This is a genomic window from Streptococcus infantis (assembly GCF_047464215.1).
Taxonomy (GTDB): domain Bacteria; phylum Bacillota; class Bacilli; order Lactobacillales; family Streptococcaceae; genus Streptococcus; species Streptococcus infantis_P.
On sequence record NZ_JASHCG010000002.1, the window covers coordinates 151,892 to 163,742 of the forward strand.

An 11,851-nucleotide genomic window follows, 5' to 3' on the forward strand; every position below is an offset into this window, starting at 1 on the left:
TAACTTAATGACATTGAGTATAGTCCTACTTCTTTCAGTTTTTTATTGTCTCAATTTAGAAAAAACTTCTCCGATCTTACCTTCGATAACTAAATCAGCTTGGCTGTCTTGAGGAGTGCTGGACTTGTTGATAACGACAAGATTTGACCCTGAAAAATAATTGATTAGGCTAGCTGCAGGATAAACAACTAAGGAAGTTCCACCAATGATCAACAAATCTGCTTCCTGAATGGCTCGAGCTGCGCGACTAAATACATCCATATCTAGCGCTTCCTCATAAAGGGTCACGTCAGGTTTGACCACCTTGCCACAATCTAAGCAGTAGGGAACTGAACCTTCAAGTTCCAAAAAGGCAGTCAAATCATAAAAGCGATGACAGCCCAAACAATAATTACGATCTGCACTACCATGCAGTTTCAAAACTTTCTGAGATCCTGCCATTTCATGGAGACTATCGATATTTTGCGTCACAATCGCCTTTAATTTACCTGTTTTTTCCAACAACGCTAGATAATCATGTGCTAAATTCTGCTTGGCATCAGGATAGACCAGATACTTTTTGTAGAAATCAAAAAAATCCTCTGGATAGCGTTCAAACATGGTGCGTGAAACCAGTTGCTCGGCAGTAAAATGGCGCCCCAACTTAAGACTATAAACACCATCAGAACTTCGAAAATCAGGAATATTAGACTCTGTTGAAACCCCTGCACCACCGAAAAAGACAATTCTTTGACTTTTATCTATCAGTTCCTGTAATTGTTCAATCTTATCCATTTCACCCCTCCTTAAGCCTTTTGTTCTAAAAAAGTTGAAAACCTTTAGCTTCTGTCAACTAGGCTTTCAACTTTATTTGATTATGATTTAAATGTTAAACTGACTACTTTTGGTCCTTTGACATAATTTGACTTTCTTCAAAATCCTTATTCTCATCTATTATAGGATTGAAGCAATGAACATGCTTATCATTTTGAGAACAAGAGTAATCACATGAATGGAATCTAACTTTAGTCAGCAATCAAAGTTTCTAGACCAACCTTCATCATATCTGTGAAAGTATTTTGGCGTTCTTCAGCTGTAGTGTCTTCTTCTGGGTTAACCAAGCTGTCAGAAATCGTCATAATGGCAAGAGCATCAACATGGTGTTGGGCAGCAAGATAGTAAAGGGCTGCTGCTTCCATCTCCACTGCTTTCACTCCCCACTTACCAAGTTCGATATTCTTCTCAAAGTAATTTGAGTAAAAGACATCTGAAGACAAGACATTACCAACGTGAGTGGTCATATCAAGATCTTTGGCGATATGGTAGGCTTTATCTAGTAAATCAAAGCTAGCGATTTGTGGAAAATCATATAGTGGCCAGTCGTTACGGATGATGTTTGAGTTGGTAGCAGCTGCTTGCGCCAAGACCAATTCACGGACGTGAACATCCTCATTCAAAGAACCAGCAGTTCCGACACGGATCAATTTCTTCACACCGTAATCGACAATCAATTCACGCGCATAGATGGAGATTGATGGCATTCCCATCCCTGTTCCCATAACAGATACACGATGGCCCTTGTAAGTCCCAGTGTAACCAAACATGTTACGGACTTCGTTAAAGCAAACAGCATCTTCTAAAAAGTTCTCAGCGATAAATTTCGCACGAAGAGGATCTCCAGGAAGAAGAATTTTATCAGCAATTTCACCCTGCTTAGCAGCAATATGGATAGACATAATATAAGATACCAAGGGCGTAAAAGAGGCAAAGTAAAAATAGGAAATCCGACAAAGATGCCTCGCATCTAGGAGGATTTATCTTTTTTACACAGCCTCTAGCCCGGGTTCAGTTTCAAACCCGAACTACCCTTCCTTTCATTTTTGTTTTTAGAAAAGCTTTCCGCTCGTGTTCAAATCTGAACACACGCTCTACCTTTCTTTATTTTAAAAGTGATACGTGGAAAGATACCAATCCCGTCAAAAAGCGAAGGGAAAATAGAAGTTGGGCGCAGTGAGCGATGCTCGCTAGACCAACTATCTTTTTCCCACTGCTTTTAGGGTGGGTTCAATTCCTTTCTTTTTTAATTTTGATGATTTAGAGAAGAGTAACCCGTATTCAGTTCAGCGAATACGGTAAACCCATCCTTTCTTTTTTAATTGAGTAATTAGAAAAGCTTTCCGCTCGTGTTCAAATCTGAACACATGCTCTACCTTTCTGTTATTTTTAATTTGTTAATGAATCCAAAAATGCATAGAGTTTTGCATTCATTTCTTGATAATCATATGCACGAATAGCTTCAGGCTTTTGAACATAAGTCAATTTTTGACTTTGTTCTTCCAAGACTTCTTCACCATCCGCAGCAATTAAGGGCTCTACTGCTTCTGGATCAAATTCCAAATGAGCTTGGAAGGCATAGTGTTTAGGACTAAAGCGAATAATCTGACGTGGACAACCTTGACTGGTCGCAAGGACGACAGCATCCTTTGTCAAACCTGGCATATCTCCATGCCAGTGGCCGGTATTTAAAGTTTGTCCAAAAACTTTGACATGATTGTCTTTTAAACCAGCTTCAGTTAGCGTTATTGGAAAAACACCAATCTCACGCTCTGGACTATGTTCATACTCTGAGCCATAAGCAACAGACAAGAGTTGAGCACCAAGACAGACACCAACAATATAGATATCTGCTGTAATCGCTTCTTTTATAAAAGCAAGCTCAGCCTTAGGATCGTAGTATGGAAAAGCTTCTCGATCTTCATCTGGCGATTGAGGTCCTCCCATCACAATTAAGAAGTCAATCTCATTCACTGTCTCTGGTAAGGCTTCATTCTCATAGACTTTGGTCGTGGTCACTTGATGGCCACGCTCCTGCGCCCATTTTAGATAAGCGCCCGGCACTTCAAAGGTTTCATGCAGTACAAAATGTACCTTCATCGTTTCTTCTCCCATCTCTTTCGAATCACGTAAGACAGACTAGCTGCAAGTACAAGCGGAATTGTCAAACTCCAAGTTTGGCCTGTAAATCCAAGGCTCAGGGCAATAGCTGCCAGAGGAGCTTTTAAGGTCGTCCCTAAAAAGACGGTCGCTCCTAGTAACATCCCTAAAGCAGGATCCAGATGAATACCAACTACAGTCAAAAGCAAGGTCACTAGATAGCCAGATCCAATCCCTAAGGCAAATGATGGTGTCAAAGTTCCCCCATACGCACCATTGCGCAAGAGGAGATAAACCAGAAGCCCCTTCACTGCAAGAGCCAGTGGAAGATAAGGAATCGACTGACTAGACAAGAGGACTTGCGCTAGTACCTGGCCATTCCCCATAAAGATAGGGAAAAAGGCTACTAGGCTCCCCAGCACTAGAAAGGCTAGAGGAAGAGCCCAAAGAATCGTCCCAGCCTTCCGCCCTTTGTGACTAGCCCGCTTGGCGAGGAAAGCAAAGACCAGAGCCAAGGGAGTAACCAAGAAAGCAATCACAATAGCCTGGAAGAAACTGCTAGCCGACCATGAGACTGCGGACAGGTGATAAATAGCCTCCTGACCAATGATGGACTGAGCGACCCAGGTGGCTAGATAAGTGCTGGTCAAAACCAGTAGAAGGTTCTGCCAACTGTAGGCGAGTCCTAAGGTCTCAAAGACGAACAAGCTACTGGCAAAGGGAACTTGATAGACCGCAGCTAAACCAGCTCCAGCACCACAGGCAATCAAGACTTTTCGCTCTTTGAGGGCTAGAGAAAAACCTTTCGCCAAGCGATCAGCTAGAAGAGCCCCGACCTCACGTGGTGCTCCTTCTTTTCCGACCGATGCACCTGCTCCGACAATCGCAACCTGCATACCTGCATGAAGGAGGTGGGCTAAGAGCGCTGGTTCCCTGTCTCCAGCTAAGTCAATTTGCTGGCGAATAGACAGAATCTTATAACGCTTTTGCAAGATATACCAAAAACCAGCTGCCAAGCACCCAGTCACACATAAGACCAAAAATCTACGGAGACCTCCAGCTTCTTGAAATTGCTGGAGTAAATCCGACTCATCTTGGCCAAAAGCCAGCCCTTGCACCCCTTCTAGTAGATAATGACAGGCAATTCCGACCAGACCCGTCCCTATTCCTAATGATAAAGTGGCTAGAAGCACTCTCAGTCCATAGGGCATACTTTGGAGTCGTACTCTCATAGTCTTACAATTCTGCAAGAATAGCTTTAAGCAATCCTTTAAAGTCTCCTTTGACACGTTCGGTAACTTCTACTACTTCTTCGTGGTTAAGTTCCTCTTGGAAACCAGCCGCAAAGTTGGTAATACATGAAATACCAAGAACCTTCAAACCAGAATGCGCTGCAATGATGACTTCTGGTACTGTAGACATACCAACTGCATCTGCTCCAAGTGTTTTATAAGCACGGATTTCAGCTGGAGTTTCATACGTTGGACCGGTTACACCGATATAAACACCATCATCAAGTTTAACACCAAGCTTTTCAGCAACTGCATGAGCTGTAGCACGATATTCTGGAGTGTAAGCTTTTGACATGTCTGGGAAACGTGGACCGAAGTCATCTAAGTTTTCACCGATTAGAGGGTTTTGGCCTGTCATATTGATGTGGTCAGTGATAGCCATCAAAGTACCAGGACCAAAGCCGATACCTCCAGCAGCGTTGGTTACAATCACACCTTCACAGCCCAAAACTTTCATAACACGAACTGGGAAAGTAACAACTTCCAGCGGATTTCCTTCATAGAAATGGAAACGTCCTTGAAGGGCTAAAACTTTACGTCCTGCAAGCTCACCGTAAACCAATTTTCCAGCGTGTCCAACAACAGTAGAACGTCCCCAGTTTGGAATCTCAGCATAGTCTACCACAACTGGATTTTCAATTTCTTCAGCAAGTTCTCCAAGTCCTGATCCAAGAATCAAGCCGAACTCTGGTGCTTCTACTCCCTTTTCTTTTAAGAAAGCAGCTGTTTCATTGATTTTTGCTAATAATGTCATTGTCTGTCTCCTTCATAATCTTTTAAAAATTGACCGATTTTGTCAAAGGTTTTTGCATTTCGAATAGTAATATTACGATAGAAAGGCATCTTAAGCAGGTACTTGTGATAGGCTGTTTTGCTATAGGTTTCTTCTGACAATTTGCCCCAGAAGATCCCCAGTTTCCCGAAATGAAGCACTTCATCTACCAGTTCCATACTTTCGACTTTCTCGATGACTTGCTTGATATCCAGTCCCTCAGTATAAAAGAGAACATCCTTTCGAGCCATTTCTTGGAACCACCATTCCGGAAGAGTTCTAAGCTCCTCTTCGTAGTCTTCTTGACTTAACAAGGAAAAACGTTGGATAAATGGATAATGTTCTTTAAAGAAATCCTGTAGCCTCTCAACCAACTGAGTTCTAGGTATACTAGTATCAAAGAAAATATTGCCACTATTGATGTAGGTTTCAACATTTTCCAATTCCAACTCTGTCAATTCTTGACGAAGCTGGGCCATGACCACCTTATGTTTTCCACCGACATTGATCCCTCTAACCAGTAATGCCAAGCGAGTCATCTTAAACCAATTTATCTAAGAAGCTTTCACCAATCATAGCCTTATCTACGCCAAAGTTATCAGCGATTGTTGCCGAAATATCAGCAAAATGACCGATTGGTAAGTGTCCATTTCCTTTTAGTGATGGGCTATAGGCCAAAAGTGGAATGTATTCACGAGTATGGTCTGTACCAGCATAAGTAGGGTCATTACCATGATCGGCAGTAATCATAAGTAGATCATCTTCTCTCATAGCAGCGATAAGTTCTGGCAAACGTTCATCAAACTCGTGCAAGCAATCGCGGTAACCATGTGGATCACGGCGGTGACCGTAAAGGGCATCAAAATCGACCAAGTTAGTGAATGAGAATCCTTTTTCAAACTCAGCAAGGCCCATTGTTGTCAAAAGCGTATCAATTCCATGGCTATTTGACTTATTGTGGCCCATATCATGGTTCACCCCAGCACCATTAAAGATATCGCTAATCTTACCTACTGAGTAAGTATCAATACCTGCTTCGTTGAGTTTGTCCAAAACTGTGGGAGCAAATGGTGATACAGCCAAGTCACGACGATTTGCAGTACGTGTGAAGTTCCCAGGCTCACCAACATAAGGACGTGCAATAATACGACCTAGAAGAGCTGGACGTTCTAATGTAATCGAACGAGCGTACTCACAAATACGATAGAGTTCATCTAAAGGAATAATGTCTTCGTGGGCCGCGATTTGAAGAACCGGGTCAGCTGATGTATAGATGATCAACTCGCCTGTTTCCATTTGACGTGGTCCAAAATCATCGATAACAGCAGTTCCTGAGTAAGGTTTGTTTGCTTCACGGATTACTTTACGACCTGAAAATTCTTCAATCTTTGTAAGGATTTCTTCTGGGAATCCATTCCAGAAAGTATCGAAAGGTTCAGTGATATTGAGGCCCATGATTTCCCAGTGACCTGTCATGGTGTCTTTACCTAATGATACTTCCTCAAGTTTAGTGTAGTAACCACTAGGATTTGCCTCTGTGGGAACCGTTTTAAGGGATGTCTCACGCTCGATGTTCCCAAGACCAATCTTAGCCATGTTAGGAACATTCAAACCAACTGATTTTGAAATATGGCCAAGTGTATCAGATGCTCCATCTGGAACCCCTGCATTGACAAAGTTATTAGCATCTGGTGCTGCACCGATTCCTACAGAATCTAGTACCACCAAGTGAATACGATTAAATTTTGGCATAGTGTGTCTCCTTTTTTGATTATTTTGATTATTTCCCTTTTGTTGAAGTTAAAACCTGAACGCCAGCTTGCCCTGCAACAATCACTTTATCAACCATTTGATTAAATAAACCGTGCTCAACAATACCGACCTGAAGATCCAGTTGATGACCAAAAGCAATCGGGTCTTCAATAACACCTAAATCAAGATCAATGATGAAATTTTTCATATCCGTCACAAAACGTTGGCCATCTTTTTCACGAAAACTTGGCTTATAACCAGCTTTTTCAAAACGACGGAAAACCTGTTCTGCTCCGTATTGGACAACTTCGACAGGTAGTTTGAAAGCGCCCAGTTTCTCAACCATTTTGCTCTCATCTACCACCCAGATATACTGTTTGGTTGGTGTTGCAACTACTTTTTCCATTAGAAGTGCACCACCGCCTCCTTTGATACCATTAAACTGGCGATCTACCTCATCAGCTCCATCAACAGTCACGTCCACCTCATCCACCTCGTCAATCGACTTAAGTGGGATATTCAATCCTTGTGCCTGTTTTGTCGTTACACTCGAGGTCGTTACGGCTGTAATTTGAAGTCCTTCTTCTTTAATTCTACGTCCGATCTCCTCTACGAAATAATAGGCAGTCGAGCCTGTTCCAAGTCCTACAACCATTCCGTTGGTTACGAACTCAGCAGCCTTGATGCCTGCTATTTTTTTCAGATTTTCCACTTAAACACCTCCAAACAAAAAGCTACTTTTATTATAACATGAATACGCTTTAAATTCATCCTTGCACTAGAAAAACCCGAACATTTTATTTCGGGTTTCTGATTCTTATTTAACCATGTCAGGATCGTAGTCATAAAATCCTGTGTCAAGGAAACGATTTTTTGGATGGAGTTTACGGACTTGCTCATCCAACAAGAAGGCTTGGTCATGCGTAAAGCTTCCCTCTTGAATCAAGCTACGAGCTTGGATGAAGAGTTTTGCAATCTCAACAAAATCTTGCCCTGGAGTATATAGTCCCTCTAGTTTCCAATGAGTGAAACCATGCTCTACCAACTCTGGCAATTTGGTCATCAAATCAAGGTCGTTATTGGCAAAAATGTGAGTTCCATGATTGTCTTCAAAAATAGAGTAATGGCTATCTGGATCACTAGGCTCTGCTAAGAAGAGGTCGCGTTGACGTGTTTTTTCATCATCAATCTGAGTAAAATTATAGTAATTCTGCAAGAGTGGACGCTTAGAGTGGTGGATAACACTTGCTCCATAGACCAAAATTTCAGCAGGAATTTCCAAAATTTCAGGCATTTTAAAGAGTTCAGCTGATGGAATTTCACGAGCCAATACTGCCTCAGAAGCGCCAGCCTTTTGTCCCCAGAAATTGATCTGACGGCTGCTAGTTACCATCGTTGAGGCGTCATAGATGGTTTTAAAAGAATAACCATCGCGATTGACAACATAAAAGACACCTGCATCCCCAACAGTAATGTAGTCTGTTTTAATATCTTCCAAGAAATCAAGGAAGGGCTTGATACGATCCATCATATCCTGATGCATAAGGGCATTGACCGCTACGATCAATTCCTTACCTGCATCATGAACCAGACCAGCGATGGTTCTCAGTTCATCATAAGAAAAAGTCTTTGGCAAACGAAGTCCAAAATCTTTCTCACCAACATAGATGCGGTCAACTCCCGCCTCTAGTAATTCTTTTACTTGTTCAATGCTTTCAGCAGTTGCTGTAATAATAATCTTTTCCATAAGAAAAATTATACCACATTTCTGAAAAATCAGCTATGGGCAATCTATTTTTTAAGAAAAGTTATACTCTTCACTTTTATAAAAAGAAAAGTGAACTACCTTTACTAGAGTTCACTTTATATTCTTTTATGCTTGTATTTCTTCAACAAGGTGACCATCATTCATGATAAAGACACGGTCCACCTTATCTAGAAGTCTGGTGTCATGAGTAATCATTACCACTCCTCTTCCCTGCTCATGGGCTATAGATGCCAGCATATCCGTTACTTGATAAGCTCTTTGGGTATCAAGACTGGCTGTTGGTTCGTCAGCAAGAACGATGCTAGGATTGTTATAGAGTGCTCTGGCAATTGCTGCTCGTTGACGTTCTCCCCCAGATAAGGCCTTAGGATAATGATTTTGAACTTTGTTCAGATCCAGCAAATCAAATAACTCTTGACGGTCACTTTTCGAAGATTCGTCTTTATCTAGTCGATCAATTAAGTCTAATTGTTCCTTCACTGTTAAAAAAGGGATCAGATTTGAAGCCTGTAATATAAAACCAAATTCCTTAAACCGAAGATCTGTTTTCTCTTTTTCAGTCAAATTACCCGTTTCTGTTCCCTTTACTAAAATCTTCCCACCTGAAGGCTCCTGCAACTGTCCTAAGGTGGTCAAAAAGGTTGTTTTACCAGATCCAGAAGGACCAACTATGGCAACAAATTCACCTGCATTTAGTTGAAAGTTCGTCTCGTGTAGTGCAACGACTTTCATATTTCCTTCTCCATAGCTTTTCGTCACTTGCTTCATTTCTATCAATGGTGTCATGTAGGTCTCCTTATCATTCTGCAATAGCTGTTATTGGATCAACTTTGAGCAAACGAGGGAGAGAAATCACTCCTCCAAGTAATGCCATCAAACAAATTCCCAAACTCAATCCTAAATATGCTAACCAACTTGAATAGAAAACGAAGGTTGCAGGTAAAACAAGGATGACAGCTACAATTGCCAATAATGCTAGACCGATCCCAAAACCTGCCAGCAATATAATTTGACAAAAAAGCGACCAAACAATAGTTTTAACCTGAATTCCTTGGGCTCTCATAATTCCATAGAGGCCTAGTTTTTGAATGGTAATAATATAAATAAAAATACCAATAATAAGACCTGATATGATAATCATCGCTAAAATCATGCCTGAAAATACGTTTACTTGAGGTGTATAGCCCGGAATATGGGCAATCATGTTTTGAATGGTTAATTGACTTAAACCATCAGCAGATAGCTGAACATCATTTTTTAAGACCAAAGCAGAAATCGAGCGACCTGCATTTAGCGTACCTTGTAAGATCCAATAGCTAGTCAAATTTGTAAATACTACAGGTTCTGTAAAAAATTTATTCCCTTTCGTAAGTCCAACGATGGTATAAGAATTTTCACTTCCATTCAGTTGAACGGCATCACCAAGTTTAATTCCATAGTTTTCTAAAGACTGATCCACGACAACTTCATTATCACTTTCTGGATAATGTCCCTCAATCAAGGAAGGAGAGATAAAACTGTTCCAATCCTGTGCAAAAATAGAGATGTTTTCCTTCTCACTATCATTGACGAGATTGGTCACCGCAAACATATACCCCAAAGGTGCTGCATCTTCGGAAACCTGATCCTTATAATTCTTTTCTGGAATAAAGGAAGCTGTCAGATTATCATTTGCATAATCTGATAAAACAATTCCTGTCGCTTGCCAATTATCCACGGCTGCTCTATTATTTCTAACAAGCCCCAGAGCTAAACTTGTCATAAAAAAGACCATAAACGCTATAAGAAAGATCGTCGTTAAAATCAAACTATAACGAAGTTTATTTTTTAAAATTTCCTTGATTGCAAGATACACTGCAAATCTCCTTTTACTTTTCTAAGAGTGGAAAAAGCTCACTCAGCATCAAAAATCATAACCACCCGTCTAACGGGTGGTTTGCACCAGGGCTATAAGCCCAAATTACCAGCCAGCGCCTAAAGACGCTGGCTTTCACGTTGTTCAAGCCTCATTGCTCTTGACTCGTCACTTGCCTCTTAAAGAGGCGTGAGTATTACTTGCCACTATCCCTAAAGGGATCCTCATATTCTTTTACACTTAATTTATCTAGTGCTATATCATGCTTTACTCGTTCTCAAATTTTCATACTCGTGAAGAAATCATCCACTGGATAATTTCTTTAATCTTGAATATATTTCTTAATTGTGGCTTCATTAAGCCCTACTGTACTCACATAATAACCTTCTGCCCAGAAATGCCGATTCCCAAACTTGTACTTGAGGTTGGCGTGTTTGTCAAACATCATGAGTGCACTTTTACCTTTTAAATAACCCATGAAACTCGAAACACTTATCCTTGGTGGAATACTTACTAACATATGTACATGGTCTGGCATTAAGTGACCCTCGATAATTTCAACTCCTTTATAACTACACAAGCGATGAAATATTTCACCTAAACTACTCCGATATTGATTATAGATGACTTTTCGTCTATACTTAGGGGTGAACACAAGGTGATACTTACACATCCACTTTGTGTGTGATAAACTATGAGACTTTTGTACCATGGTTTTCTCCTTTCGCTTTACAATTGGCTTGAACACCTTTATTGTATCGCGTTTGGAGTTTTTTTGGTATAACCTTCGACGCGCACCCGCATAGCGGGTGGTTTATTTGTCTCGCACCTCACGGAGCGAGACGGACTAATAGTCACATAATAAAAGACAGAAAAATCTGTCTTTCATGCAAATCTTTTCATTCATCCTACAAAGTGGTTCTAAATCTACGGAAACAACCAGCAATTGCTACTTATATTTATTTCGCTTCCTCATTACAAAAACTTGAACAGACAAGATGTTTTGAGTTGTTCACCCATCGTATCACCTTTGGGTAAGAGTGTCAAGAAATTTGTTTCATCATTTGAAAACAGACCTTATTCTTTTTGTAACCTTACTGTAATAATTTTTTTCTTGAAAAATGGTAAAATGAAAGAGTACTGTTAAGGAGAGAATCATGCCCGTAAGAAAATATCAATCGTATGAGTTTGAAGAAGAGGAAACTCAAACAACGCTATACCAAGACTATGTTCCAGAAACCACTTCCGTTGCTAGTTTGAAGGAAGTTCTTTTCTTTGTAAACATTGCTTGTTTTTGCGTCTTTTTAGCCTTGTTTAGCTTTATCTTTTTAGCCCTCAAGTTTAATACAGTTCTGGCTTTTAGCCTAGCAATTGCCTTGAGTTTAGCGGCATCAAACTTTCAACGTTCAATGATTAAGAAGAAATTATATTAGATTCAAAAGGTCGGGATTTTTGTCCCGACCTATTTTTTCTACGATAGCTAAAGAGCTGCGACTAGA

General features: G+C 40.6%; 12 protein-coding genes and 1 pseudogene. 1 reads left to right on the top strand and 12 read right to left on the bottom strand.

Annotated features, from left to right (window positions below):
• Positions 1–42 precede the first annotated feature (42 nt).
• From QM469_RS01920 to tnpA, 12 genes and pseudogenes are all read right to left on the bottom strand, one after another.
• A complete protein-coding gene (locus QM469_RS01920) occupies positions 43–774 on the bottom strand; it encodes an NAD-dependent protein deacylase (RefSeq protein WP_414275954.1) in 732 nt (243 codons plus the stop codon).
• Between the two features lie 230 nt (positions 775–1,004).
• A complete protein-coding gene (gene deoD, locus QM469_RS01925) occupies positions 1,005–1,715 on the bottom strand; it encodes a purine-nucleoside phosphorylase (RefSeq protein WP_075231957.1) in 711 nt (236 codons plus the stop codon).
• Between the two features lie 487 nt (positions 1,716–2,202).
• On the bottom strand, positions 2,203–2,913 hold the full coding sequence (locus QM469_RS01930; protein ID WP_414275955.1) for a type 1 glutamine amidotransferase: 711 nt from the start codon (positions 2,911–2,913) through the stop codon (positions 2,203–2,205).
• Positions 2,910–4,145, bottom strand: coding sequence for a chloride channel protein (locus QM469_RS01935; RefSeq protein WP_414275956.1), 1,236 nt, complete (start codon positions 4,143–4,145; stop codon positions 2,910–2,912). Before QM469_RS01935 ends, QM469_RS01930 begins: the two co-directional genes overlap by 4 nt.
• Positions 4,146–4,149: 4 nt before the next feature.
• The gene (locus QM469_RS01940) at positions 4,150–4,959 is read right to left on the bottom strand and encodes a purine-nucleoside phosphorylase (protein ID WP_178894853.1); all 810 of its coding nucleotides are present in this window, start codon (positions 4,957–4,959) and stop codon (positions 4,150–4,152) included.
• Complete coding sequence (locus tag QM469_RS01945; protein ID WP_414273342.1) at positions 4,956–5,516, bottom strand: DUF1697 domain-containing protein; 561 nt, start codon at positions 5,514–5,516, stop codon at positions 4,956–4,958. Before QM469_RS01945 ends, QM469_RS01940 begins: the two co-directional genes overlap by 4 nt.
• 1 nt (position 5,517) lies before the next feature.
• A complete protein-coding gene (locus QM469_RS01950; RefSeq protein WP_414275957.1) occupies positions 5,518–6,729 on the bottom strand; it encodes a phosphopentomutase in 1,212 nt (403 codons plus the stop codon).
• 28 nt (positions 6,730–6,757) lie between these two features.
• Positions 6,758–7,441, bottom strand: coding sequence for a ribose-5-phosphate isomerase RpiA (gene rpiA / locus QM469_RS01955; RefSeq protein WP_061862936.1), 684 nt, complete (start codon positions 7,439–7,441; stop codon positions 6,758–6,760).
• 105 nt (positions 7,442–7,546) lie between these two features.
• The gene (locus QM469_RS01960; RefSeq protein WP_281335470.1) at positions 7,547–8,476 is read right to left on the bottom strand and encodes a peptidase U32 family protein; all 930 of its coding nucleotides are present in this window, start codon (positions 8,474–8,476) and stop codon (positions 7,547–7,549) included.
• Between the two features lie 126 nt (positions 8,477–8,602).
• Positions 8,603–9,283, bottom strand: coding sequence for an ABC transporter ATP-binding protein (locus QM469_RS01965; protein ID WP_248035475.1), 681 nt, complete (start codon positions 9,281–9,283; stop codon positions 8,603–8,605).
• Positions 9,284–9,296: 13 nt separating this feature from the next.
• Positions 9,297–10,352: an ABC transporter permease gene (locus QM469_RS01970; protein WP_248035478.1), complete on the bottom strand. Its 1,056-nt coding sequence runs from the start codon at positions 10,350–10,352 to the stop codon at positions 9,297–9,299.
• Between the two features lie 325 nt (positions 10,353–10,677).
• A pseudogene (gene tnpA / locus QM469_RS01975) lies at positions 10,678–11,064 on the bottom strand (IS200/IS605 family transposase); the annotation flags it as partial.
• A 445-nt stretch (positions 11,065–11,509) separates the two neighbouring features.
• On the opposite strand from tnpA, the gene QM469_RS01980 reads away from it, so the two are divergent.
• A complete protein-coding gene (locus QM469_RS01980; RefSeq protein ID WP_001145235.1) occupies positions 11,510–11,785 on the top strand; it encodes a DUF3270 family protein in 276 nt (91 codons plus the stop codon).
• The last annotated feature ends 66 nt before the right edge of the window (positions 11,786–11,851 follow it).

Excerpts from the sequence above, each read along its gene's own strand:
- QM469_RS01920 (WP_414275954.1), bottom strand. The coding sequence starts at position 774 with ATGGATAAGATTGAACAATTACAGGAACTGATAGATAAAAGTCAAAGA.
- deoD (WP_075231957.1), bottom strand. The coding sequence starts at position 1,715 with ATGTCTATCCATATTGCTGCTAAGCAGGGTGAAATTGCTGATAAAATT.
- QM469_RS01930 (WP_414275955.1), bottom strand. The coding sequence starts at position 2,913 with ATGAAGGTACATTTTGTACTGCATGAAACCTTTGAAGTGCCGGGCGCT.
- QM469_RS01935 (WP_414275956.1), bottom strand. The coding sequence starts at position 4,145 with ATGAGAGTACGACTCCAAAGTATGCCCTATGGACTGAGAGTGCTTCTA.
- QM469_RS01940 (WP_178894853.1), bottom strand. The coding sequence starts at position 4,959 with ATGACATTATTAGCAAAAATCAATGAAACAGCTGCTTTCTTAAAAGAA.
- QM469_RS01945 (WP_414273342.1), bottom strand. The coding sequence starts at position 5,516 with ATGACTCGCTTGGCATTACTGGTTAGAGGGATCAATGTCGGTGGAAAA.
- QM469_RS01950 (WP_414275957.1), bottom strand. The coding sequence starts at position 6,729 with ATGCCAAAATTTAATCGTATTCACTTGGTGGTACTAGATTCTGTAGGA.
- QM469_RS01960 (WP_281335470.1), bottom strand. The coding sequence starts at position 8,476 with ATGGAAAAGATTATTATTACAGCAACTGCTGAAAGCATTGAACAAGTA.
- QM469_RS01965 (WP_248035475.1), bottom strand. The coding sequence starts at position 9,283 with ATGACACCATTGATAGAAATGAAGCAAGTGACGAAAAGCTATGGAGAA.
- QM469_RS01980 (WP_001145235.1), top strand. The coding sequence starts at position 11,510 with ATGCCCGTAAGAAAATATCAATCGTATGAGTTTGAAGAAGAGGAAACT.